Annotated in this window: 18 protein-coding genes and 1 pseudogene; 13 read left to right on the forward strand and 6 right to left on the reverse strand. The window is 58.5% G+C overall.

The features are described 5' to 3' along the window. Positions 1 to 183: 183 nt before the first annotated feature. From ACE10X_RS11260 to nodD1, 4 genes are all read right to left on the reverse strand, one after another. Positions 184 to 897, reverse strand: a complete 714-nt coding sequence (locus ACE10X_RS11260; protein ID WP_026192373.1) for a MerR family transcriptional regulator — start codon at positions 895 to 897, stop codon at positions 184 to 186. 122 nt (positions 898 to 1,019) lie between these two features. After that, the gene (locus ACE10X_RS11265) at positions 1,020 to 1,229 is read right to left on the reverse strand and encodes a hypothetical protein (RefSeq protein ID WP_075968983.1); all 210 of its coding nucleotides are present in this window, start codon (positions 1,227 to 1,229) and stop codon (positions 1,020 to 1,022) included. 593 nt (positions 1,230 to 1,822) lie between these two features. After that, a complete protein-coding gene (gene nodD2, locus ACE10X_RS11270; RefSeq protein ID WP_016848463.1) occupies positions 1,823 to 2,818 on the reverse strand; it encodes a transcriptional regulator NodD2 in 996 nt (331 codons plus the stop codon). Positions 2,819 to 3,458: 640 nt separating this feature from the next. Then, a complete protein-coding gene (gene nodD1, locus ACE10X_RS11275) occupies positions 3,459 to 4,403 on the reverse strand; it encodes a transcriptional regulator NodD1 (RefSeq protein WP_016848464.1) in 945 nt (314 codons plus the stop codon). A gap of 850 nt (positions 4,404 to 5,253) precedes the next feature. On the opposite strand from nodD1, the gene ACE10X_RS11280 reads away from it, so the two are divergent. The 13 genes and pseudogenes from ACE10X_RS11280 (at position 5,254) to ACE10X_RS11340 (ending at position 19,913) form a co-directional block, all read left to right on the forward strand. Next, entirely contained in the window at positions 5,254 to 5,886 is a 633-nt protein-coding gene (locus ACE10X_RS11280) for a NodA family N-acyltransferase (protein WP_026192374.1), read from the forward strand. Beyond that, positions 5,883 to 6,542, forward strand: coding sequence for a chitooligosaccharide deacetylase NodB (gene nodB, locus ACE10X_RS11285; RefSeq protein WP_016848466.1), 660 nt, complete (start codon positions 5,883 to 5,885; stop codon positions 6,540 to 6,542). The genes ACE10X_RS11280 and nodB overlap by 4 nt, the downstream gene beginning before the upstream one ends. A gap of 16 nt (positions 6,543 to 6,558) precedes the next feature. Next, complete coding sequence (nodC, locus tag ACE10X_RS11290) at positions 6,559 to 7,932, forward strand: chitooligosaccharide synthase NodC (RefSeq protein WP_018270192.1); 1,374 nt, start codon at positions 6,559 to 6,561, stop codon at positions 7,930 to 7,932. After that, positions 7,895 to 8,574 (forward strand): annotated as a pseudogene (gene nodS, locus ACE10X_RS11295) (nodulation methyltransferase NodS). Before nodC ends, nodS begins: the two are co-directional and overlap by 38 nt. Positions 8,575 to 8,588: 14 nt before the next feature. Then, on the forward strand, positions 8,589 to 10,298 hold the full coding sequence (nodU, locus tag ACE10X_RS11300; RefSeq protein ID WP_018270194.1) for a nodulation protein NodU: 1,710 nt from the start codon (positions 8,589 to 8,591) through the stop codon (positions 10,296 to 10,298). A gap of 1 nt (position 10,299) precedes the next feature. Further along, on the forward strand, positions 10,300 to 11,220 hold the full coding sequence (gene nodI / locus ACE10X_RS11305; protein ID WP_018270195.1) for a nodulation factor ABC transporter ATP-binding protein NodI: 921 nt from the start codon (positions 10,300 to 10,302) through the stop codon (positions 11,218 to 11,220). 3 nt (positions 11,221 to 11,223) lie between these two features. Further along, entirely contained in the window at positions 11,224 to 12,015 is a 792-nt protein-coding gene (locus ACE10X_RS11310; protein WP_016842047.1) for an ABC transporter permease, read from the forward strand. Positions 12,016 to 12,291: 276 nt separating this feature from the next. Further along, on the forward strand, positions 12,292 to 14,319 hold the full coding sequence (locus ACE10X_RS11315; protein ID WP_026192376.1) for a carbamoyltransferase: 2,028 nt from the start codon (positions 12,292 to 12,294) through the stop codon (positions 14,317 to 14,319). Between the two features lie 170 nt (positions 14,320 to 14,489). Beyond that, the gene (locus ACE10X_RS11320) at positions 14,490 to 15,602 is read left to right on the forward strand and encodes a nodulation protein NodZ (RefSeq protein ID WP_077231073.1); all 1,113 of its coding nucleotides are present in this window, start codon (positions 14,490 to 14,492) and stop codon (positions 15,600 to 15,602) included. Then, on the forward strand, positions 15,599 to 15,805 hold the full coding sequence (locus ACE10X_RS11325; protein WP_125459275.1) for a hypothetical protein: 207 nt from the start codon (positions 15,599 to 15,601) through the stop codon (positions 15,803 to 15,805). Before ACE10X_RS11320 ends, ACE10X_RS11325 begins: the two co-directional genes overlap by 4 nt. Before the next feature lie 614 nt (positions 15,806 to 16,419). Continuing rightward, positions 16,420 to 17,256 carry an SDR family NAD(P)-dependent oxidoreductase gene (locus tag ACE10X_RS11330; RefSeq protein ID WP_026192378.1) on the forward strand — a complete coding sequence of 279 codons (837 nt, stop codon included), beginning with the start codon at positions 16,420 to 16,422 and terminating at the stop codon, positions 17,254 to 17,256. 254 nt (positions 17,257 to 17,510) lie between these two features. Beyond that, positions 17,511 to 19,265: a nif-specific transcriptional activator NifA gene (gene nifA, locus ACE10X_RS11335; RefSeq protein ID WP_016842042.1), complete on the forward strand. Its 1,755-nt coding sequence runs from the start codon at positions 17,511 to 17,513 to the stop codon at positions 19,263 to 19,265. A 450-nt stretch (positions 19,266 to 19,715) separates the two neighbouring features. After that, positions 19,716 to 19,913: a helix-turn-helix domain-containing protein gene (locus ACE10X_RS11340; RefSeq protein WP_157183431.1), complete on the forward strand. Its 198-nt coding sequence runs from the start codon at positions 19,716 to 19,718 to the stop codon at positions 19,911 to 19,913. Between the two features lie 247 nt (positions 19,914 to 20,160). On the opposite strand, the gene ACE10X_RS11345 is transcribed toward ACE10X_RS11340, so the two are convergent. Both ACE10X_RS11345 and ACE10X_RS11350 read right to left on the reverse strand, forming a co-directional pair. Further along, positions 20,161 to 20,532, reverse strand: a complete 372-nt coding sequence (locus ACE10X_RS11345) for a helix-turn-helix domain-containing protein (protein WP_016842040.1) — start codon at positions 20,530 to 20,532, stop codon at positions 20,161 to 20,163. A gap of 31 nt (positions 20,533 to 20,563) precedes the next feature. After that, positions 20,564 to 21,910 (reverse strand): IS5 family transposase, encoded by a 1,347-nt coding sequence (locus ACE10X_RS11350; RefSeq protein ID WP_026191834.1) that lies wholly within the window; start codon positions 21,908 to 21,910, stop codon positions 20,564 to 20,566. Positions 21,911 to 24,427 lie beyond the last annotated feature (2,517 nt).

Genomic DNA, 24,427 nt, shown 5'->3' on the forward strand with positions numbered 1-24,427 from the left:
TCCAAGCCTGATGTGGTCGCTTCTGCCAAGCGAAGTCGTGCGCGTCAGCTTGGCTACGCCGCGACCATGATAGAGCCTACAATTTGACGTTACGTGCGGTTCAAGTCCCTTTGTGAGAAACTAATAAACCGTGGTCTCGGCGGAATGATCAGCGAGATCCTGCGCATCCCTGCGCCCAGGCCGTCAGTACGGCTGATCCTCCAGCCCCGCAAGGGCGAGGTCGAGATACTGCATAAGAGTAGGATCCCAACCGGCCAGACTGCGAGGGGCACTCAACCGCGCAAGGACCTTCAGGATCGTTGAAACGCGCGAATCGGCTCCGGCGATTTCGCTGATCAGCAGCCGCGCTGCAACCGCCACAGCTTTCGCTCGCTCACCGCAAGGGTGTTCGCCCCGATCCATGCAATCACGCAGTTCGTCGCGGATTCGCCTCCACCGCTCCTCGCGCTCTATAGCCAATTTGCACGTACATCGGGACGTCTGACTACGCGTCTGGACCTTAGACATCGCATCCAAGGTTGCAGGCAGCTCATCTACACTTACCTGGATCTCACTGCCTGTCGTCATGTCGCGTAAACGATCTCGCAACAGGGTCGCTCGAGCGACTTGAAGTTCGATCCGCTCCAAATGTTTGCGCAGCAGGTCAATGAGTGAGGTAGTGCCCTCCATTGCCTTACGTATCTCGTGAAGGGAGAAGCCAAGCTCACGTAACGCGCGAATCTGATGAACTCGTTGGACGCTTTCACGATCGTACATCCGGTGACCGCCGTCTGTGCGCTCCGATGCGGCCAAGAGCCCGGTATGTTCATAATGATGCAGCGTGCGTACCGTCACTCCGGTCGCCTCTGCAAGTTCGCCAATGCGCCATCGACGCCTTCGTGGTGTAGCTTTGCTCATGTTGTTCAATTTCAAAGCCTACAACCTGACGTCACGTATGATTCAAGCTATTTCAAAGCTCTAGCTGGATCGTCTTCCATTCCAGCGTAAGAGATGGTGACTATCCTCAGAATGGTTGGCGATCAACCCTTAGGTGAAATGATGATCAACAAGTTCATCAGGCATGCCAGCCTGGACGCGCCGCTCTCTGTACTATCCAAGATGAGTTTGGCGACTGCGGTCCGATTTTCAGGCGTTCGCATCGACGGCGGTAACGCATTGATTGCGCCATCAAACAGGCTTCCTAAGACAGATAGTTCTTCCGGATCGAATACGCCGCTGTACTGTTCCAACGGTCGGCTCCTTGTTTGTCATTGCGCCAAGGCGGCGCACGTCGTCAAGACGTTTGGCCGCGATAGGGCCAAAAGAAGTCAGATCAGCGGCGCGGAGCGAGGAAGATGCATGGCGCCTTAAGGTGATGCGACAAGGCAACACAGGCGCGCGGTGTCTTGCAAAATAGCACGAGCGATTCCCGTCATCTGTACAATCGCTCGGCGGGCTGGCCGCGCGTCATGTGCGGCTCGGCGGAGGAATCGACTCCGCGCATTCGGAGCACGACTGGTTCTGAGCGCGGATGGCGCGAGCCCCGAGTTGATCTTGCTCATGCCGCTACGTGAGGCCGCGCTCAAGGGCGGGGCCTGGCCCGCGCGATGTATCGAGCGCTTGGTGCGGCGCTTCTGACGTGTGGCCCCTCTGAAACAACTCAATAGGTGACTTGAACTGCCACCTGACGTCGGGCGGCATGCCAATTTGCAAATCCCGCGGCAACGTCATGATAGCCGTCGGCAGCGAAGACGCTGGACGTGAGTTAGAGCAGGAGAAGTCTAAAGTGTGGCTGTAGAGACATGCAGCGGGATATAGGAGGCGTGCACGTCCTTGAGAGGAGTCACGATAGTCGCGAGGCAACGCTCGTCAGGCGTCCTTCAGTGTCCGCTTGCTCCGAAGCGTAGCTCATGGAGCAATCATCACTCGTAGAGGTCATGCGAGCCGCCTCCTGCAACAATATCTCTCGCATCCAGATGCTTTCCGGATCGCTGTTCTGAAGGACAGGCCATTGGACCGCTTCGGTAAATGTTGGGAACGGCCGCGGAAGCTCGGCGATCCGAAGGGGCATCGTTGTTTCGAAATGCTTAACGAGCCTTAAAGGCATGGTTCCTATCCGGCTCGTGCCCATCAGCATGGGCGGGATCATGCCGTAGCTGTGCACGAGGATGTCGATGCGTCGGTTCAGGCCGCGATCAAGTAGAAACGACTCCTCGATGGGAGGCATGCGCGCAACTCCGAGCTTAACCGCAACATGGCCCATCGTCATGTATCGATCAAATGTAAGCCGTCGCCGTAGCTCGCCGTTCGTGCCGCAGCCTACACACACGAGCCTTTCCTCGAACAGGGCTATCCGCGGGTGCGCGCTGGACATGAATGGTTCCGGGAGGATAATGAAATCAAGCTCGCCGCGCCGGAGAAGTTCATCGTGCTCATCGGCGAGCGCTACCAGTTCGAAGCTGACGGCAGGAGCTTCGCGCGCGACACGCTCGGCGACATGTCGGAAGAATACGATCGTTATAAAATCGCAAAGGCCGATCCTGAACCGCCGATTCGATTGCGCCGGGTCGAATGCGTCGCGCGCGATAATGGAGAGCTCGATGTGCATCAGAGCCTCACGAACGGGTGCCGCCAGCCCCTCCGCGCGTGACGTCGGGACAAGTTTCCGGCCTCTCATCGCAAACAGCTCATCACGGAAATAGGAACGCAGCCGGGCAACGGCTGCGCTCATGGCCGGCTGACTGAGGTTAATCTTGCGTGCAGCTGCGGTAAGGCTGCGCTCAGTCATTAGGGCGTCAAGGGCGACGAGAAGATTCAGATCAAGGCCGTTGAAACGCATATCTCATTATCCGACGCGCTCGTCTTTTACAGTGCATACCATGAGCGACAACGGCTGCATCTGAAGCGGTGTCATTGGCTCGCGCGAATCAACTCAGTTCCTCTCGTGCGATTGCGAAGAAGCTCGCGGAGCATCGCAGAATGGCACGCAGTGCGCTCGGGGACGACGACCTGCGGCTCGAGCCGTCGGGAGCGCCAACCTGATCGATCTCGTCGATTCCCGGCACTCTCGCAACTCGACTTAGTCGAGCCGCCATTGGCAAACCAGCCTTAGTGCCTATCCTGCCATAGCCAGGAGTTCACGCGATGTGACCCGTTGACGTCCGCCTGCGCAGCATTGGTCAGGAGGCAAATTACAACCTGACGCAGTGTCAGGTTCAAGCGATTTAATTCGCTTCGCCAAATACCATCGTACTCGAAAGCTCGCGTCCTTCCGCGATGGCGTCGGACCTCGCGTGCAGTACAGGCGCACTACACGGTTTGCGGGATCGTTAGGCGCACGGGCCGGCAATCGTTCACAATCCCGGGCCGGCTCGCGCGTGCGTTTTGCAGCATGGCCGTCCGGGAAGCTAAAATGACAAGGCAGACACGTCGAATGATGAGTGGGATATTTGCATCTGCCGGAGCAGCTTGTGGTGGACCTAGCAGCGCCTGCGCGTTGGTAGTTTCCGATCTGCAGATCCCATGTTGGACGCCTCCTCCAACAATATCCGCCGCATCCAAATGCTCGCCGGATCGGTATTGTGGAACGCAGGCCACTGCACGGCCTCGGTAAAAGTGGGCAGTGGGAGTGGTGGCTCGACGATCCGCAGGGGCATCCACTTTTCGAAGTGTCTGGCTAGACGTAAGGGCATTGTTCCTATGCGGCCCGTGTCGAACAATATGGGCGGAATCAGGCTAAAGCCCTGCACAACGACCTCGATGCGCCTTTTCAAGCCGTGCTCGAGCAAGAACCACTCCTCGAGGTTGGGCCTCAGCGCCCGTCCGAACTTGGCGGTGACGTGCCCCATTGAATTGTATTTCTCGAATGTAAGTGGTCGCAATAGCTGCTTGTTCGTGCGGCATCCCACGCATACGAGGGTCTCATCGAATAGCGTCGCCTTAGGATGCGCGCTCGACATGAACAATTCCGGCAAAATGAGAAAATCCACTTCGCCGCGGCGAAGCAGCTCACCGGGTTCATCGGAAAATGGCAGCAATTCGAAGCGCACCGCAGGCGCCTCCTGTGCGATACGATCAACAATTCTCCGAAAAAACACGATTGTCATGAAATCGGAGAGAATGACCCTGAAGCGTCGGCTCGACAGGGTCGGGTCGAACGCATCCCGAGAAATGATCGAGAGTTGGATGTGCAGCAGGGCCTCGCGAACCGGACCCGCAAGCGCCTCCGCGCCGGGTGTCGGGACGAGCTCGCGACCTCTCATCGTAAACAATTCATCGCGAAAGTAGCTGCGCAGCCGCGCGATCGCAGCGCTCATGGCGGGCTGGCTCAGGTTAATTTGGCGCGCCGCCGCTGTGAGGTTGCGCTCCGTCATTAGAGCATCGAGCGCAACGAGAAGGTTTAGATCAAGTCCCTTGAACCGCATGTCGTGAGTCTATCCATCGTGTGGATGTGTTCTATCGAAACAATCGATTTTACCAAACTGCGGATTGTTGGATAGCAAACATCAGTTTGGAAAATGAATTAGGTATGCCACGATGGCTATTGGTCGTACGCGGGCTCCGAGAAGAAATCCTGGACGTGCGAGGATCTGCCGAATCCGTGTGCGAAGTGGCTATCTCTGCCGCACGCGCGTTGCGCCTGTTATAGGTGCGACTCTCACGCGATGCGACGCTAGGCAGGCCTCGATAAACCTTCGTATGCGCGTTCCATCCCTTTCCATATCGGCGGTTTACCCGCGTACACTTGAGGGCGTGCTCAGCCTCACCTTAGTGTCGCGACCAAGCAGCGTGCGCAGATCGCAGATGCCGAATACTTCCGGCGACTGGCCAAATGGCGCGCCTGTCCATCGCAATACAAGGCGAGTCGAAGATGCATAAGACCGAAGTTGATCTAGTGCCCGCCGCGTGTGTCCTCGATGAGCTTTCACACACCGATGGGCAGCCCTCAGAGAGGGTAATGCCGATCGCGATCTTGGGCGCGACGGAGCTCTCCCAGGATGCAGATGGAGTCTGCACAACCCGATCGCCTCATTGGGATGTCCGGGCATATGTCGACCATGGCATTGCTGGAACGACACGTGCGAGCTGCGCCATCGTCTCGCCGCCAACGATGGCGCCACTCCGATTCAGTCAACTCTCGGGCGACCTGGCGAGAATAGTCGAGCGCGGATGCCGCATGCCAACACATTCCAGATTGATCAGCGGTTCGGCGAATAGCGAGTGTCTTACGTGACTATATCCGCTCTCATCCCTACTGGCGCAGGGAAGTCCGCCATGAATATTGCCGTGTCGCCGTCTGCGGAAGAGCCTTCCGCGCGCACTCAGGTCCAGTGGAGCCTTCGCTGGGAAAGCGAGCTGCAGCTCGCCGATCATGCCGAGCTCGCCGATTTCTTTCGTAAGAGCTATGGGCCGACTGGTGCATTCAATGCACAGCCATTCGAGGGTATTCGAAGTTGGGCCGGCGCAAGACCTGAAATGCGCGTAATCGGTTACGACGCGCACGGCGTCGCTGCTCATATTGGCTTACTGCGCCGCTTCATCAAGATTGGCGGCGTTGATCTTCTCGTGGCCGAACTGGGATTGTATGCCGTCCGTCCAGATCTTGAGGGGCTTGGAATTAGCCACTCAATGCGCGTGATGTATCCTGCGCTGCAGGAGCTTGGGGTGCCGTTCGGCTTTGGTACGGTCCGGCCCGCACTTGAGAAGCATCTGACCAGACTGGTCGGAAGGCGAGGGTTGGCAACCCTCATGCCAGGCATTCGCGTCCGCTCCACCCAGGCAGATGTCTACCCCAATTTGTCGCCGATCCGCATCGAAGACGTGCTCGTGGTGGTGTTCCCAGTTGGACGCTCAATGGGCGAGTGGCCGGCGGGAACAATTATCGATCGGAACGGGCCCGAGCTGTGAATGAACTCATCCCCCTATCTGCGGTGCGGTGCAACTACGGCGACGTTAGCGGAAGTCGTTCGGTCTACTTGACCTTCGATGATGGGCCCAATCCATTTTGCACGCCGCTCGTCCTCGATGTCCTGACGCAACATCGGGTCCCCGCGACTTTCTTCGTTATCGGCACGTACGCGGCCGACCAACCTGAACTCATTCGACGAATGATCGCCGAGGGGCACGAGGTTGCGAACCACACGATGACGCATCCCGATCTGTCCAGATGCGAAGCAGCGGAGATACATGATGAGGTGCTAACGGCGAGCAGGGCAATCCGATTGGCATGCCCACAAGCGTTGCCCCGGCACATGCGGGCACCCTACGGCATATGGACCGAAGACGTGCTTGCTACGTCGGCCAAGGCTGGCCTCGCTGCTGTGCACTGGTCGGTCGATCCGAGAGATTGGTCGCGTCCTGGGGTTGATAGCATCGTGAAGTCAGTGCTGGCGGCTGTTCGCCCGGGAGCAATTGTGCTCCTGCACGACGGATATCCGCCCGGCGAGGAGGCGTCGTGCATCGACAGTACCTCGCGTGAACAGACGGTGAGGGCGCTGGCATATCTGATTCCGGCACTGCAACTGCGCGGGTTCGAAATCCATCCGCTTCCTCAACTTCACTGAACAAAACTGGCACCCCATGGATCTGCTCGCTACAACCAGCGCTGTCGCCGTTTCGTCTTATGCGCTGCTCTCGACCATCTACAAGAGCGCGCAGGCGCTTTACGCTCAGCCGACCAATCCCTCATCGCTGCAGAACGATCTCGAGCAAGCCGGGGTGGTTCTGCCCAGCGTGGATGTAATCGTGCCCTGTTTCAATGAGGACCCAAACACACTCTCCGAATGCCTCGCGTCGATTGCAAGTCAAGACTACGCCGGAAAACTGAGAGTCATTGTGGTCGACGATGGATCCGCAAATCGCGATCTGTTGGGACCCGTACACAAAATCTATGCGAGCGATCCGAGGTTTCGCATCATCTTGATGGCCAAGAACGTCGGAAAGCGCAAGGCGCAGATTGCTGCGATACGCAGCTCTTCCGGCGATCTGGTCCTGAACGTCGACTCGGATACGATCCTTGCCGTCGACGTGGTCACGAAGCTTGTATCGAAGATGCAGGACCCCGACGTCGGCGCGGCCATGGGGCAGTTGGTAGCGAGCAATCGCAACGAGACCTGGCTGACCAAGCTGATCGATATGGAATACTGGTTGGCTTGCAACGAAGAGCGCGCGGCGCAGGCACGCTTCGGCGCCGTGATGTGCTGCTGCGGGCCGTGTGCCATGTATCGTCGCTCTGCGCTCGCCTTGCTGCTTGATCAATACGAAACGCAATTTTTTCGTGGAAAGCCAAGTGATTTCGGCGAAGATCGTCATCTAACGATCCTTATGCTCAAGGCGGGGTTTCGAACCGAGTATGTCCCCGACGCGATCGCAGCAACAGTGGTGCCGGACAGCCTTGGACCATATCTGCGACAGCAACTACGCTGGGCGCGCAGTACCTTTCGAGACACATTTCTTGCGTTGCGCTTGCTGCCCGAGTTGGATCGCTATCTGACGCTCGACGTTGTCGGACAAAATCTCGGCCCCTTGCTTCTCGCCCTCTCATCACTGGCTGCGCTCGCGCAGTTCGTCATCGGCGGGTCAGTGGCCTGGTGGACGGTGCTGACGATTGCGGCCATGACGATGGTCCGGTGCAGTGTGGCAGCGTTCCGTGCTCGCGATATGCGGTTTCTCGGCTTCTCGCTTCACACACCCATCAATATCTTTCTCTTGCTGCCGATGAAAGCCTACGCGCTTTGTACATTGAGCAATAGCGATTGGCTGTCGCGTAAAGTCATGGTGGCAAGCGACGGAGAGAATAAAGCTGTCATTCCGCATGCGGCCACCGGAATAAGCTCCGCGAGAAGTGGTGTGAGCTCTGCCGCAATTTGTAAGCCCGGGCTTTCGCACCGTGCATCGAGCGTGGCGGCGACCGAGAGTGTTTGCGGTCCCGAGCGATCGAGCGCCTACAAATAGGTTGGATGCCCCCGTGACATCGGACAAGAACTATCAGCTATTGGAGCGCGAATTGGCTGTCGATGATCCATGGCGGCTCGACAGCAATTCGTTCGAGCAGGAGCGATACGCGCAGATGCTGCGGATGTCGCGTTGCAACGGTGACGTTGTGCATGCCCTCGAGGTCGGATGTGCAGCCGGTGCGTTCACCGAAATGCTGGCGCCGCACTGCCAAAGGCTCACCGTGGTCGATGTCATGCCTCAGGCGATCGAGCGTGCGCGCCAGCGGACCAAGAGGTGGTCACATATCACATGGATAACATGCGACATTCAGCAGTTCTCGACGGCTGAGCAGTTCGATCTGATCGTCGTGGCCGAGTTCTTTACTACCTCAAGGACATCGCCGAGATGCACACAGCCATCCTCAATCTGGTCGGTATGCTTGCACCAAATGGCGCTCTGGTGTTCGGGTCCGCGCGTGATGCTCCGTGTCGACGCTGTGGGCACGCTGCCGGTGCGGAAACAGTGATTTCTCTCTTCAATGAGAACCTATCCGAGATCGAGCGTCTTCATTGCCATACTGAGTCGGTCAATGAAGACTGTTTGCTCGTGCTGTTCCGGAAGCCGATTAACTCGTCAGAACAACCAAATTACGGTCATTAGGGCCAGGGGGTCGTATGCGCATCTGTGGCATCAAGTTAACACATGATGGGGCAATCGCTGTCGTCGAGGACGGACAGCTTGTCTTTTGCACCGAACAAGAGAAGCGCGGCAACAATCCACGGTATCAATCTGTCGATAACCTCGATGCAGTCGTGCTCGCGTTGGCTGAGCATGGCCTGGATCCACGAGATATTGATCAGTTCGTCATCGACGGCTGGGATGGAGAGATCGAGTCGCAGTTCCAGGTTCTCAGTGGGGCGGTTCCAATCGCGTTGAAGGGGGCGCCATATGTCGAGCGCCATGCCGAGGGCCTTCTAGATTCAGTCGATGGCTATGGCCTGATCCTTGGCGGCAAGGTGTTTCCCTATAAGAGTTACCCGCACGTCACCGGCCACGTCGCCTCGGCATACAGCACCAGCCCGTTTGCCAGCGCCGGAAAGCCCGCGTTCTGTCTGGTATGGGATGGCTGCATCTTTCCACGTCTCTACTATGTCGAACCTCGAGGCGCCCGACTCATTGCCAGTCTGTTTCCAATGATCGGTCATTCCTATGCTGCCGCGGGCCTTCATTTTGGCCCTTACAGGCAGCCGAATCGCACCAATTGGGACTTGGGCATCGCCGGCAAGCTGATGGCTTATATTGCGCTTGGCTCTTTCGACGAAACCATCGTGGCTGTGTTTCAGGAGCTTTACGAAAAGCGCTTCGCTGCGGATACGGAGCAGGCCCGTCGCTACCGCGCCGACATCAACAATGCTGAGGCATCGCTTGCCGCTGTACACGACTTTTTTGAGGCGAGCGCGCTGCGCTTGACGGCCAAGCGAGCCGAAGACGTCCTTGCGTCGTTTCATGTGTTCCTGGAACGTCTTCTTGTCCGGGAAATTGCGATGGTTTTGCTGCGACACTCGTCGCTTCCGGGCGCGAGAAACCTATGTGTAGCCGGGGGGTGCGGGCTCAATATCAAGTGGAACAGTGCGCTTCGGGCGACGGGACTGTTCGATGAGGTCTGGGTGCCGCCGTTTCCAAATGACAGCGGCTCGGCAATTGGCGCCGCTTGCAGCGCGATGGCGGCACAAAAGGGGTTCGGGCCACTAGAATGGTCAGTCTATAGCGGTCCGGCGCTGCAGGCCAGCGAAAGTCCGTCAGAATGGGAGCCTGCACCATGCACTCTCCGCGAGCTTGCGGCCATTCTTGCTGACAACAAACCCGTAATCTTCCTATCGGGACGCGCCGAGCTTGGGCCACGGGCGTTGGGTGGCAGAAGCATTCTTGCAGCAGCGACCTTGCCGGCAATGAAAGATCACCTCAACGACATCAAGCGCCGCGAGCATTTCCGGCCAGTAGCGCCGATTTGCCTGGAGGATCGGGCGCCGGAGATCTTCAGTCCCGGGACGCCAGATCCTTATATGCTGTTCGATCACCAGACCCGGGAGGAGTGGCGCGATAAGGTCCCCGCTATCGTCCATCTGGATGGCTCCGCGCGGTTGCAGACAGTCGCCCGCAACTCTCCACACAAAATCGCCGAGCTGCTCGTCGAGTTCGAACAGCTCACCGGCATTCCGCTGCTCTGCAATACGAGTGCCAACCTCCATGGACGAGGATTCTTCCCGGACGTGGCCGCCGCCTGCCAGTGGGGGCGCGTAGAGCATGTGTGGTGCGACGGCCTGCTCTGGACCAAAACCGTCGTAAGCAAGCCAACTTCGGCTGAACGCCTTTTGTCAGCCTAAGATGAACATGTCCACCGCAGCAATCGACCTTGCCGGCGTCAGAAAATCATTTGGCGACAAAATCATCGTCGATGAGCTGTCGTTCTCGGTTGCGCGCGGAGAATGCTTTGGTCTGCTCGGGCCAAATGGAGCCGGCAAGAGCACGATTGCGCGTATGCTGCTCGGGATGATCTCGCCGGATGCGGGCAAGATTACAATCCTCAACGAGCCTGTGCCTGCGCGCGCGCGTGTAGCACGTATGCGCGTTGGCGTTGTGCCGCAGTTCGATAACCTCGAGCTCGAATTCACCGTACGCGAAAACCTGCTGGTATTTGGCCGTTATTTCGGCTTGAGTGCTCGCAAGGTTGAGACGATCGTACCCTCGTTGCTCGAGTTTGCACGGCTGGAAAGCAAGGCGAACGTCCGCGTCGCGCATCTGTCGGGCGGCATGAAGCGTCGGCTGACACTGGCGCGGGCCCTGATCAATGATCCGCATCTGCTGGTGATGGACGAGCCCACGACCGGCCTCGATCCGCACGCGCGGCACCTGATATGGGAGCGTCTGCGCGTTCTGCTTGCGCGTGGCAAGACAATCCTGCTCACCACCCACTTCATGGAAGAAGCCGAACGCCTATGCGATCGGCTTTGCGTGCTCAAGAGTGGACGCAAGATAGCCGAAGGAAAGCCGAACGCCTTGATCGACGAGCATATCGGATGCGACGTGATCGAGATCTATGGCGGTGATCCACATGAGCTCGGTGAATGGCTCAAGCCTTATACTCGGAATATCGAAGTGAGTGGAGAGACGCTGTTTTGCTATGCGCCGTATCCGGAGCAAGTACGTGTTCAACTGCGCGGCCGAGCGGGCCTTCGCATTCTGCAGCGGCCGCCGAATCTCGAAGACGTGTTCTTGCGGCTGACCGGACGCGAGATGGAGAAGTGAGGGATGGGTGAAAGCTATGCGGCGCTAATGCCCGCTAATGCGTACAACTGGATTGCAGTATGGCGTCGAAACTTCCTGGCATGGAGGAAAGTCGCGCTTGCATCGGTTCTCGGCAACCTCGCAGATCCCATAACCAACCTGTTTGGCCTTGGCTTTGGGCTCGGGCTAATCGTGGGTCGTGTTGAAGGGACCTCCTACATCTCGTTCCTGGCAGCAGGCATGGTCGCGACCAGCGCCATGACGTCCGCGACCTTTGAAACCATGTATGCAACCTTTGCTCGGATGGATGCCAAGCGTACCTGGGAAGCAATCCTGTCCACACAACTCACGCTTGGCGACGTCGTTCTGGGCGAATTGGTGTGGGCAGCCAGTAAGTCCGTTCTGGCCGGAACCGCAATCGGAATTGTCGCTGCGACGCTGGGTTATGCGTCCTGGGCGTCCATTTTGTATGCGATGCCGACGGTGGCCTTGACCGGCCTTGTCTTTGCAAGTTTGGCGATGGTCGTCATATCTCTTGCGCCGAGCTACGACTACTTCGTGTTTTACCAGACGCTAATCCTGACACCCATGGTGTTTCTGTGTGGCGCAGTCTTTCCGATGAGCCAACTGCCGAGCTCCTTTCAGCACATCGCCGGCTTGTTGCCGCTGGCGCATTCGGTCGATCTCATCCGCCCGGCGATGCTGGACCGTGCGGCCAGCGGCGGGGCTGCCTTCCATGTCGGTGCGCTCTGCATGTACGCGGTATTACCTTTCTTTGTGTCGACGGTATTGTTTCGGCGCCGTCTGCTGCGTTGACGGAATTCGCGATGCGCTGTCTTGGTTGAGGTAGCGTGAGCTGCGACAGGGGCAGTCGCAATGGCTTTATAACAAGCCGGGCGCACGGCGCCGGATCGGTCGGACGGTGCGGGAACGCCCAGCACCCAAATAGGCTGAGCCGGCTCGGCGCCGGGCCGGACTTCGCAAAGCATTGGTTGTGCTTCCTGGCCCGCGTGGCCGAGGGAGCGTGACAGTACAGACGAACTAGTTGGGGAGGGCGGTTCGCCTTCCTGTCATGACCAAATGGAGAGCGAGATGTTGTGTCTCGGAGTGAGTGGCGGTCTGGACAGAATCTATCAAAACTCGGCCGAGCTGCCCAATACATTTCTGCACGATGGCGCTGCAGTGCTCGTGCGGGATGGCCGCGTGCTTGCTGCTGTCGAAGAAGAGCGCCTCAATCGAGTCAAGCACTCCAACAAGTTGCCAAGCAACTCGATCCGATACTGCCTTTCAGCTGCAGGAGTGGAGCTTGGCGAGATCGACCGCATCGCGTTCTACGCGACTGAATCCTACTGCAATACCATGCTGGAGCGGCTATTTCTTTCTCAGGCCGTGCCGTTAGACGCCAAACTGTTGCTACGTCAGCTGCTGGCGCGGGAGTTCCGCACCGAAGTCGATGCGTCGCGCGTGTTCTTCGTAAATCACCATGAAGCGCATGCCGCGAGCGCATTTGCCATGTCTGGATTCGAGCAAAGCCTGATCTTTACGGTCGACGGTGGCGGAGACTTTCTCTCAGGTCTGCTGGCAGTAGGGTCTGGCACCGAAATTTCGCAACTCGCAAGCTTTCCAGAACATAACTCTCTGGGGCTGTTCTATCTCGAGGCGATCCGTTATCTCGGCTACGGGTTGTTCGACGAGTACAAAGTGATGGGGCTTGCCCCCTATGGGGACCCTGCGCCCTATCGCGAGCTCTTCGCGCAGTTCTATGAATTGTTGGACAATGGCGGTTATCGGGTCCATCTGGATCGAATCGGCCCGGCCTTGATCCGCAGCATCCAGGTCCGGCGAAAGGGAATGGCATTCACACAGCAGCATCGAGACGTCAGCGCTTCGCTGCAGGAAGCGCTGGAGCGGATCATCTTTCATATCCTGCGGCATCATCGCGAAGCGACGGGCATGAAGCGCTTGTGCCTGGCGGGAGGCGTAGCCCACAATTGCACGATGAACGGTAAGCTGCTCTATTCCGGCCTTTTCGACGACATCTTCGTCCAGCCCGCGGCGCATGACGCCGGTTGCGCACTCGGCGCCGCATTGATGATGTCAAACGAGCTGGGCCGGCCCGCGCCGCGCGAGCGATTGTCGGACGTCTATTGGGGACCCGATCTCGGGACCGAGCAAGCCATAGAACACGAGCTCAATGCATGGTCCAGCCACCTCGATTTTCAACGTAGTGATGACATCGCAGCGAGTGCAGCGGACTGGATGGCAAATGGCGCTGTCATCGGCTGGGTTCAGGGCCGTTCTGAGTTCGGGCCACGTGCGCTTGGCAACCGCAGCATTCTCGCCGACCCGCGGCCAGCGGAAAACAAGAACCGGATAAACGCGATGGTCAAAAAGCGCGAGGGCTATCGTCCGTTTGCGCCGTCAGTGCTGGAGGAGGATGCAAGCGAGTTCTTTGAGCTCCCAGGCGGCAAGCGGGAGTTTCCCTTCATGAACTTCGTGGTTCGTGTGCGGGCGGCCCACCATAGCGTGCTTGGTGCGGTCACGCACGTTGATGGAACTGCTCGGCTGCAAACGGTCTCGCGCAACACAAATCCTGCCTATTGGGATGTCATTAATGCATTCAAGAAGCGAACCGGCATCCCGGTTCTTCTAAACACGTCCTTTAACAACAATGCCGAGCCGATCGTCGATTCCGTTTCAGACGCCATCGTCACCTTCTTGACGACCGACCTGGACGGACTTGTAGTTAAGCCATTCCTCGTCGAGAAGCGGCCGGCAACACTGCCGGATTGGTGTACACTGGGCGTTTCATTGCCTCCGTATGCATCCCTTCATCGTATTCGCTCTTACACAGCGGAAGATCGTCAGGAAACGGTTTCCGAGATCCGTATGGGACATTCGGGGCGCGAGAGCATGCGTATCTCGCATGAGCTCTTCGACCTGTTGATGCGGATCGAGGGGGAGGCCTCGCTCGGCTGGCTTCTCGACACAACTATGTTGGACCAGCCCCGGCGCGAAGATCTCGTCAAGGAACTTCGGCTCTTGTGGGAACAGCGGGGCGTTCGGCTGCATCCGCCACGCGCCGCTTGCGTCCGCATTAAAGCGCTGGGCGAAGCATAACCGGCGATCATATGTAAGACCAAGACTGCGCCTCCATGTACAGGAGGCTAGGCCGAGGTGGAATAGGGCACCAATAGGCATCCAGTTGAAATCGGGTATATCGGCGCAACAACTCTAGTGGAAGAAAAGAGGGAGGCGTTGAGAGAACCCACTACGAGGATAGCGCTGCTATGAAGTTCTACCGACGCAACGCGCGAGCAGCACAAGCGCCGACCATAACATCGGCCAAGACCATATGTGAGGTGTCTCCAATGACGTCTCTTGTTCAACCAGGAGTCCGGAAGGAGGCAATGCAGATGCCTGGCGGTTCGAAAAATGATCAGTTCGTTGTTTCCCGACGACGTACGGGCTTGGGCGACTGCCTGTGGTCGCTGGCTGCAGCGTGGCGTTTTGCCGAGCGGACCGGACGGAAGCTGGTCATCGATTGGCGGGGGTCCTGTTATCTCGATCAACCATTCACCAACGCCTTTCCCGTCTTCTTCGAACCGGTTCAAGATATTGCCGGCGTACAGGTGATCTGCGACGACCGGATCAACCAGCACTCATTTCCTGGACCATTTTTCCCGGCATGGTGGAATAGGCCAGCTATTGATTGCGCCTATCGCCCGGATGAGCAGATTTTCCGGGAACGCGATGAACTCGATCAGCTGTTCCAAAGCGGGCAAGATAGCGATGCAAATACAGTTGTGTGTGACGCCTGCCTGATGTGGCGCTGCGATGAGGAGGCTGAACGAGAGATCTTTCGGAGCATCAAGCCGCGATCCGAAGTGCAGGCACGGATTGATGCCATCTTCCGTGAGCACCTTGCGTCGTTCAGCGTGATCGGCATTCATGTTCGGCACGGCAACGGAGAGGATGTTATGGGGCATGCGCCCTACTGGGCTGATCCCGAGCGGGCTTTGCAACAGGTCTGTAACGCCATCGACAAGGCCAAGGCGTTACCGCATGCAAAACCGGTCAGGGCGTTCCTGTGCACAGACAGCGCGCACGTCCTTGAGAGGGTGTCAGCTATGTTTCCTGACGTTTTCACCATCCCAAAGCGCTTCCAGGCAGCTCAGGCCGGGCCGTTGCACAGCGCGGCGCTCGGAGCTGAGGGCGGCTTTTCCGCTCTCATCGAGATGTATCTTCTTGCGCGATGCGATACCGTGATCCGTTTCCCCCCGACGAGCGCTTTCACGCGCTATGCGCGCCTCTTTGCGCCGCGCGTTATAGAATTCGATTTGAACGATCCGAGCCGATTGATCTTGATTGAAGAAGCATCAAAAGAACTCGTGGCTTCATGAAAGTCGTAACCCGTCTCATCGATCTGATCGCCGCTTTTTGCATCGAGCAGCACTGCCACTACGTTTCCGGACGACAATTGATCGCCCAAACCGACGTTCCAACGGACCCTTGCCCTGGAGAACAGCAAGATGCGGCGGCCGAATGCCGTCCGCTGAAGCTCGATCTTGACAAGAGCGGCGTTACCGTACCGCCACCACGCTGACCAGATGGACATCGTCCTCGGCCTTGCCTCGCGACGACCCGCAAGTGAAAGCTTCTCGGCGGTTCGTCGCGGATCAAGTTTTCGAAGGAGGTTACGTTGGGCCGGTGAGTTCCGTTGCCGCGGCCGCCACTCGCTCGCGCGGACGGACCCTTCGGGTTCGAGCATTGAGTTGGACATTCAGTGCGCCCGCTCGTGATCGCGCAACCAATCAGCGCGGCGATGTGCTGCGATGAGCTCGGTATCAGTTGCGAGAAAACCTAACGTATGGAGTTGGTGCGTCAGGTTCTGTTTCGTACCGACACGGTTACTGGGTGTCTCCACCATCGTGACCGATCGTTGCCTCGACGAGGAGCGTTCCTTATCCGCTCGCTGCTTCGGATCTCGATCACGAGAGCGCAGTGTGGTGTCTGGTCCTAGCAGTGACCGAGTGTGCTCCAGGCATTGTGTGGGTGATGCACCATCGATGTTGCAAAGCACACGCACCATGTCGCGAATCCGCCAAGCTTTTGGCGTGCGCGACATTAGGACGCAAAACCGGAGCGTCTTTGCGTGCATCGGAGTGGCCCAAATCCTGCTACGTGTTCGCCAGCGGCGCTACAGGAGAGGAGGCGGGCGTGGGTCTCGATCTGCCAAATGACGATCTGATCGCAGGTCCGCTGCCCGAGACACATTTGGGCTGTCCCTTTCGCGCCGATGAAGCCCGCCTCCATCAGGGAGAGCAGAAGGCGATGTTGCTGACTGGGGCATCGCGCGGAATTGGGCATGCCACTGCCAAGCTGTTTTCGGAGGCAGGTTGGCGCATCATTTCTTGCGCGCGCCAGCCATTCGATGGCGCGCGGTGCCCGTGGGACTCCGGGCGCGAGGATCATGTCCAGGTCGACCTTAGCGATTATCAAATGCTGCCGCGCTTGATCGCGCAGGTCAAGGAACGCTTGGCGGGCGCACCCTTGCACGCATTAGTGAACAACGCCGGCATCTCGCCGAAGACGTCTGATGGTGACCGGCTGACCTCGTTGACGACGTCAACTGAAACCTGGATGAGAGTGTTCCATCTGAATCTCGTGGCCCCGATCCTGCTGGCGAGGGGTTTATTTGACGAGCTAAGGGCCGCGTCAGGATCGATTGTCAACGTGACGTCGATCGCTGGTTCGCGGGTGCACCCGTTTGCCGGCAGCGCCTACGCGACGTCGAAGGCCGCGCTTGCGAGTCTCACACGCGAAATGGCCCACGATTATGCGCCCTATGGCGTTCGTGTGAACGCGATCGCGCCAGGCGAGATCAGAACGGACATGTTGTCGCCCGACACGGAAGCGCGTCTCGTGCCAAACATCCCGTTGCGCAGAGTGGGAACACCCGACGAAGTGGCCAAGGTCATCTTCTTCCTATGCTCGGATGCCGCAAGCTATGTTACGGGGGCCGAGGTGCCGATCAATGGTGGGCAACATCTGTGAATCGACCAAGCCTGGCAACGCGGCTGACTTAAGCCTCAGCGTTGAAGTTCGTGTTCTACGCTGACGTCGCGCACCTATTCCGAAAAAAGATGAAATCAAACCACTGTAAGGTTACCGTCGTGCCATGAAAAGGTGTTACGCTTCTATGTCATCTCGTTAATTCGTAACGCTAGATCGAGCATGACATGCAAAACGAAGCTCGCAAATCCGAACAAGGTGCTAGGGAGGATGATCAAAATAACGGAGACCGCCTCATGCTGCATATCGCTTCCGCACGCGAGATACCTGCCTCTCATCCAGAGACGGAGCGCGAGCTCTCGGGCGAGCCGCTGCGCGAGAGCGCGCTGACCGGTATCTTCGAAATATCGAAAATACTCACCGCTCCCTGCCGGCTCGAGGTCACGCTGGCCAACGTCGTAGGCCTTCTGCAATCGTTTGTGCAGATGCGACACGGTATCGTCTCACTGTTCGACGATGACGGGATGCCGGACATTACCGTGGGTGCTGGCTGGAGCGAAGGCAGCGACGACCGCTTCCGGATGCGCCTGCCACGGAAGGCAATCGACCAGATCGTTGCGACCGACAGGCCTCTTGTCGCCGAGAACGTGGCAGCGGAGCCGGCGTTCAGCGCAGCTGACCTTGAGGTGCTCGGTGCCTCGGATAACATGCCGGTGTCGTTCATCGGAGTTCCGATCCGCATCGATCCGAAAGTCGTGGGTACACTGACGCTCGACCGTGTCTGTGACGAAAGGTCGAGTCTCCGGCTCGATTATGATGCGCGGCTGCTCACCATGATCGCCAACCTGGTGGGACAGACAGTAAGGCTTCATCGCTTGTTCGCCTGCGATCGCGAGCGGCTGATGGTGGAGAAGGACCGTCTGCAAAAGCAATTATTCGAGTTTAGGCAGCCTGTACGGGAGCGTAAGAAGGTACCTGTTCATGGGATCATCGGCGACAGTCCGGCGCTGCGCGGCTTGCTCGAAAAGATCGCGGTCGTGGCCAAATCGAACAGCACGGTTCTGCTGCGCGGCGAATCCGGTACCGGAAAGGAACTTGTAGCCAAGGCTATTCACGAATCATCGTCCCGCGCCAAGCGGCCCTTCATTAAGCTAAATTGCGCGGCACTACCTGAGACAGTGCTGGAATCCGAATTGTTCGGTCATGAGAAAGGTGCCTTTACTGGCGCCTTCAGCTCGCGCAAGGGGCGCTTCGAGCTTGCTGACAAAGGCACACTGTTCCTTGACGAGATCGGCGAGATTTCGGCCCCGTTCCAGGCGAAGTTGCTGCGTGTCCTGCAGGAGCAGGAGTTCGAGCGGGTCGGCAGCAACCAGACCATAAAGGTCGATGTTCGAGTCATAGCCGCAACCAACAAGAACCTTGAAGAGGCTGTGGCAAGGAGCGAGTTTCGCGCAGACCTCTACTATCGCATCAGCGTTGTTCCCTTGCTGCTGCCGCCGCTGCGCGAAAGACGCAGCGATATTCCGCTGCTTGCCGGTGAGTTCCTGAGGAATTTCAATAGCGTGAACGGCCGTACGCTGACCTTGGAAGCGAGCGCGATCGATGTGCTGATGAACTGCGGCTTTCCGGGAAATGTCCGCGAGCTCGAAAACTGCATCGAGCGCACAGCGACCCTGTCGGCCGGGCCATCGATCGTGAGAAATGATTTTGCATGTTGCCACGGCCAGTGCCTTTCCGCGATGCTGTGGAAAAGTACGTCCGAGGAGGCGACAGTCCAAACGGCACCGGTCGTCCCAGTGCCCGCCAAGCCGATCAGTTTGCCGTCTGAAGCGACCGCGCCGGCCCCACTTGTCGGCAGCGAACTGGCCTCACTGGCACCCCCTGGCACAGTCCTCGTAAGTGGCGCGAAGATGGCCGATCGCGAGCGGGTCATTGCAGCCATGGAAAAATCTGGTTGGGTACAGGCAAAAGCTGCACGCTTGCTCGGACTAACGCCGCGCCAGATTGGCTACGCGCTGAGGAAGTACGGAATCGAGATCAAGCGGTTCTGAACGTGCGCGGACCATGAGAGGACTGGGTTTTTGCGGGCGCATCCAATGCCACCAAAATCTGAAAAAGGGCGGCCCGCCTCGGCGGCAGGTTGACCACGCATGCGAGGAACCGCCCGTCTGCCGCCCTGGCAAGGCGACTTCGCTTGGAGCGCAGCGAGAACTGGGCTGAGCGGCGCGGTGGTGAACCCGCCGGCATGTTACGGGTTGAAACCATTTTGCCGCCCCTGACGGACGCCGTGCGTCGCCGACCAGCGGTAGACAACAGCTCCGACCTCGAACAAGTTCACCGCTCTTCCCGTCAGTTTGTCGCTGGATCATGGCGCCTAAGCCACCTTCTCTTTCCCAGAAGACTAATTGAATGGACAAACTAGCCTAGGGTGGATGAATGGAGGAGCGAACATAAGGTGGGCGGCGCAAAAGGCGGTGCGTCTGGGACGGCCGCCGACGGACTTGGCCGCCGAAGTGGACCTGCGGATCTCGACCGCGGCATGCGAGTTGTTCCTGGCTCGTGAACTCGCCGGCGTCAGCGTCGAGGAGATCGCATGCCGTACTAGCAAGGCAACGGTCTATACCCGTTTCCCGACCAAAGAGGCGCTGTTTGCCGCGATCTTCCATAGCAAGCCGCGCGGCTTCGCCTTTCGCACGTAGGACGGCGCTCCTCACCATGAGGGAGATGTCAATGGCGGAGTTGGCGAGCTCGAAGATCAGATTGTCGCTCGATCCGTCAACCAGAATCGTGTCGACATCGGGGATGCGGTGCCGTGATCGAGGAGAGTAGCCCTGAGATTACCGGCTGAAAGTGAGGCGTGTACAAGTCAATCGACCGCTCTCGCCGCGGGAGTGGGTCCTGAGACGAGGTCGCGTCCATGTGCCGCGATCTGACGTCGAGTACCGGTCAATCCTCGTCGGCGGCGATCGACTCCATCAGCGACACCAGCTGACGCTGGACGGTCTGATCCTTGATCTTACTGTAGGCGCGCAGCAACCGCAGACTGAAGGCGCTGTCCAGGAACAGGAGGCTCTCAACCTCGCGCGCCTTGTTGTCACCGCCGTAAAAGAAGGTGACGGGGACGTCGAGCGTAGTGGCGATCTGCTGAAGACGGGCAGCGCCGACACGGTTGACGCCCTTCTCGTACTTCTGGACCTGCTGGAAGCTGACGCCGAGCTTATCGCCGAGTTCGGCCTGCGAAATCTTCTGCTCCACACGCCGCAGGCGGATCCGCTTGCCCAACTCAATGTCAGGCTTGCCGGCACTGCGCTGCTGCATCTTCTTTGCTGCTGATCTATTCAGTCGTCCGTTAAGAAGCCGATTGCAGCGGTGAACGGTCGCTGATGGCTGCGATGAGGGTGGCCAGGAAGAGGCGCCAAAGACCCCTCAGCCAGGCGAGGATGCGGCGGAAGTTGTGGCCGACGGCTGAGAGGATGACGTTGGCGGCGTCTCCGGCGCGGCCTTTGAGGTAGCAGCGGCCGAGGTGACCATCGGTCTTCAGGTGTCCGATGATGGGTTCGATGGCGGAGCGGCGGCGCAGCTCGCGCCTGATGATACCGAAGACCCCGCGCTTCTGGCCGGAGATGAAGACACGGCGCGGGTTCTGTGCGTCGTGGCCGCGATATCCCTTGTCGGCATAGGCCCGCTCGATCGCGCAGCCGGTGAGTGTCTCGGTGCGGTCGATGACGTCGCGCAAGGTATGACCGTCGTAGGGGTTATCGGGCAGCGCCCTGGCGTGCAGCACGAACAGGCCACCGGGAGCACGGCGGTTGTTGGTGACGATGGAGGCTTTGACACCGAACTCGTAAGGCGCGGCTGCTTTGCCCTTGCCGATGCACTCCACCTCCGGGGCGTGGAAGGAATAGAGCTTCCAGCCGCGCTGGCGCTGCTGCTGCGAGCGGATCTGCGAGGCCCGGCCGAGCGGGAGGGCGAACGCGTTCTCGAGCACGGCCTGACCTTCGATCTTGCGGCGGATATCGCGGATGATCCGGCCCAGCCGGCTGCGCAGGATACGCAACTGCCGCTGATGCCGCTTGAATTGCTTGGCATGGGCGTAGCGTCCCGCCATCATGGCCGCGGTCTTGGCAATGCGAAGATAGGACTGCCGCAGCCTGACCCCGTGCTTCCTCGCCAGGCGGTTGAGCCCCCTGATCGCCGCGTGCAGCAGCTTGGCATCGGTCGGGAAGGCGATGGCCTTCGGCTGCACGGTGGTATCGACCGTGACCCGCTTGAGGTCCTGGCTGCGTAACGCGCCGGCCTCGTGCGCCACCCGCAGGCTCTCGGCCAGCAACAGCTCCAGCTTGTCGCCGAGCCGCTTGCGCCAGTGGCTCAGGTCCGAGCGCTCGTGCGGAAACGCGTGCTGAAAGAACTCTTCGCCGGTGAAGTACTGGAAATACGGGTCGTGGACCCAGCGCTCGCACACCCCCTCATCGGACAGGCCGTAAATCTGCTTGAGCAGCAGCAGCCCGATCACGAAGCGGGTCGCGATCCCCGGCCGACCGTTCTCGCTGTAGAGCGGCGCGATCTCGCCGTCGATCCAGTCCCAATCGACCTTGCCGGCGAGCTGAACCAGCTCGTGCTTCATGTTGATGATCTGGTCCAGCCTGGCCCGGAACAGATCGCCAGATCCCGTCGTCCTTTGCTTCTTCGGTCGCATCGTCACCTCCGACGCGACCACGGAATCATGACTGGCGATTCGACTGAATCCTGAAAATGAAATTGCAAGGTTCCGAGGCTCGAAACATCAAAACCTTGCAATCCAAAAACAGTCCACACCAGCAAATGCGATTCTGCCTCAATCGCTTAGCCGATCTTCACGGACGACTATTCATTCTGGCGACCCGTCCTTACGATCGAGAGGTCCCTGCCTTCTAGGTCAGGGATCCGTCACTCCGACAGTTACGCTTGGCAGAATATCGACCGAACCACAACTAGCGCGAGTTCAATTGTCATGGATTTTGTGAGCATGCTTACCGCCGGCGCAGCTTCATTCCCGTATTTCTACCGGAGCTCCAACATGATTGCGTACCGTGTTCATCGCGCAAGGGCGCCCAAATTCTCGATAAATTTGCAGCTCACAAGGTTGTTCTTGCGAAAGGCAACGACGATTGCCTCTTCCTCAATCGAGCGGACGGTCTTGCAACCCGTCGGTGCATCGTGCACGACGCCGCCTTACGCTGCTTGGTGATGGTCTTCTGATTAGGACCGTGCTGGCTAATTCTTTAATTCTTTGAGCGAGCTTTCGATCGCTGTATCGCCGCTCGTGGCGCGCGTGGCCGTGCGCTGTCATAGAGTGTTTGGCCACAGGTCCTCCCGCATGATGGATCAGACGTCGTTCGCCCTGTTTTCCCTCGCTTCGAGGCATCTGAGAGCCCGTTGGTATTCGAACTCGCACCACGCAAGCTCGAATGGTTCCATCAGTATCTCTATCCACGTCTCGGCAAATGCTGTCATTCCGACGAAAAATAGAATTCGCGACCTCCCGATTCGCTATCAGTTGACGAAGCCGGCGAAGACGAATGAGATGTCGCTGTGGCCAGCCGCGCATGCAGCTAAGAGGATCGTGATCAGCGGCTCAATTGAACCTTGGTAAAAATTGGGCACCTCAAGGGGGTCACTTAACGATACGAAAGTTTATGGCGGTCGTTCGCCTGGCTCGCACACTTCATCCAACGGCTGCCCGAGCAGCAAAATAATCCCCTGCGCCATCTTCCGCAGCTAGTAGCACGCATCCATTGCAAAAAACCGCGTCCGCGACGCTACGCCAGTACACCAGCGCACGTCGTCGAGTTAGCGGTGGCAGAAAGCTGACCGAGTTGCCGTGGGCGATGCAGTCAATGAGGATGTCGGCTAGACGCTCCAAACGCTTATCCACTTCGTCGGGCGCCGATGCGCCGTACCTGAATATCGTCCGTCATCTGATTTCGGACAGAGCGAGCCGATTGCCCCGGGCTGGCTCGGACGGTGGGTTAATTGCCAACACCACGGAAATAGCGAGTTTCCATCGGAGCGACATGCTCTTGAATTGCCATAAGGTGGTCACGTGCCGTGTCGCCTAACCCAACCGAAGCTGGCAAATCACCATAGAAGATTGCTCCGCCAAGGCTGCAATGCTTAGCTGCCCGCTCGAAGCGCCCGGACAAGGCACGCTCCGTATTACGAACCGAATTTTGCGCATAGCTCCGCAGCACGAAACAAATTTAACGCGGAGATGAGATTCTTGTCGCGTGGGAACAGCCTCCGAGCGGACTTGATCCGCGAGTCGTGGTCCAGTCCAGATATCGTCTGGCTCTCAAGAATAAGTGCCTCGGAGAATCTGCGAAGAGCAGGGTGATACTGGTCAAGGGCGGCCTCGCTGCGTCTATCGGCACGAGTCATCATTTTAAAGAAACTTTCGTCGTCCTCTGAGGGGGGCTGGGCGGAATCGCACTGCGAGTAGCTGGCTCGCAGCAAACGCGAAGATTGCTCAACGGCGCCTCATCGTTCGATTAGTAGAATTCGTTGACGTGAGCGATAGGATTGCTGATTTGCTTAGATCAAACGCTTGACGCCGAAAGCGGAGAACATGCCCGTAATCGGCGAAGTTCGGTGGTACTGCTTTAATGTGCACCTTTGATTCCGAGCCATAGCATTACCAGTCGCGTCATCAATGCGGCGCTGGTCTTCTTCAGACTGATGAGGACAGGTACCGGTACTGGCTGGGAGCGCCGTCGCCAAGGACGGCTCAAACGTCTATTGCCTCGCCGGCCCCTCTTGCTGCTCTTCCGAAGTGGCATGCTGCAGCTGCGACCAAACTGTTACATTGGATGGGGTCACGATTGTGCGGGTCCACCCAGCCTCACGTCCAAGATCACCTGAGCAGACATCCTACCAGAGCAAGCTTTCGAGAAGCTGACGAAGCCGCAGCGTAGCTGCTCGCGCTCGGGCGGGGCGAAGTTGGCTCCGATCTCTTCCGTCACGCTTACGTCATCGGCTTCCCTCGGGCATGGTGTCGGGCCGAGAGCGCCGAAGTGACTTTGGATCGTCGACATTCAGAAGGTGAGCCGCGCGCCGCCCTATCGGATGGTCAGCAGTGGCAGCCTTCCGGCCCGGTAGCTCTGCGGCGAGCGCCCTGGTTTATCGTCGCCATTACTTCCTACCGGAAATGATCGGATATAGCGTTTGGTTGTATTTC

The sequence above is a fragment of the Bradyrhizobium sp. Pha-3 genome (genome assembly GCF_042258325.1).
GTDB lineage: Bacteria > Pseudomonadota > Alphaproteobacteria > Rhizobiales > Xanthobacteraceae > Bradyrhizobium > Bradyrhizobium elkanii.

Bases quoted from the DNA above. Each gene is read 5' to 3' on its own strand.
- ACE10X_RS11325 (WP_125459275.1), top strand. From the start codon at position 15,599: ATGAAAGTCGTAACCCGTCTCATCGATCTGATCGCCGCTTTTTGCATC.
- nifA (WP_016842042.1), top strand. From the start codon at position 17,511: ATGCTGCATATCGCTTCCGCACGCGAGATACCTGCCTCTCATCCAGAG.
- nodD1 (WP_016848464.1), bottom strand. From the start codon at position 4,403: ATGCGGTTCAAGGGACTTGATCTAAACCTTCTCGTTGCGCTCGATGCT.
- ACE10X_RS11310 (WP_016842047.1), top strand. From the start codon at position 11,224: ATGGGTGAAAGCTATGCGGCGCTAATGCCCGCTAATGCGTACAACTGG.
- ACE10X_RS11350 (WP_026191834.1), bottom strand. From the start codon at position 21,910: ATGCGACCGAAGAAGCAAAGGACGACGGGATCTGGCGATCTGTTCCGG.
- nodD2 (WP_016848463.1), bottom strand. From the start codon at position 2,818: ATGCGTTTCAACGGCCTTGATCTGAATCTTCTCGTCGCCCTTGACGCC.
- nodI (WP_018270195.1), top strand. From the start codon at position 10,300: ATGAACATGTCCACCGCAGCAATCGACCTTGCCGGCGTCAGAAAATCA.
- ACE10X_RS11315 (WP_026192376.1), top strand. From the start codon at position 12,292: ATGTTGTGTCTCGGAGTGAGTGGCGGTCTGGACAGAATCTATCAAAAC.
- nodC (WP_018270192.1), top strand. From the start codon at position 6,559: ATGGATCTGCTCGCTACAACCAGCGCTGTCGCCGTTTCGTCTTATGCG.
- ACE10X_RS11280 (WP_026192374.1), top strand. From the start codon at position 5,254: ATGAATATTGCCGTGTCGCCGTCTGCGGAAGAGCCTTCCGCGCGCACT.
- ACE10X_RS11260 (WP_026192373.1), bottom strand. From the start codon at position 897: ATGAGCAAAGCTACACCACGAAGGCGTCGATGGCGCATTGGCGAACTT.
- ACE10X_RS11320 (WP_077231073.1), top strand. From the start codon at position 14,490: ATGAAGTTCTACCGACGCAACGCGCGAGCAGCACAAGCGCCGACCATA.
- nodU (WP_018270194.1), top strand. From the start codon at position 8,589: ATGCGCATCTGTGGCATCAAGTTAACACATGATGGGGCAATCGCTGTC.
- ACE10X_RS11345 (WP_016842040.1), bottom strand. From the start codon at position 20,532: ATGCAGCAGCGCAGTGCCGGCAAGCCTGACATTGAGTTGGGCAAGCGG.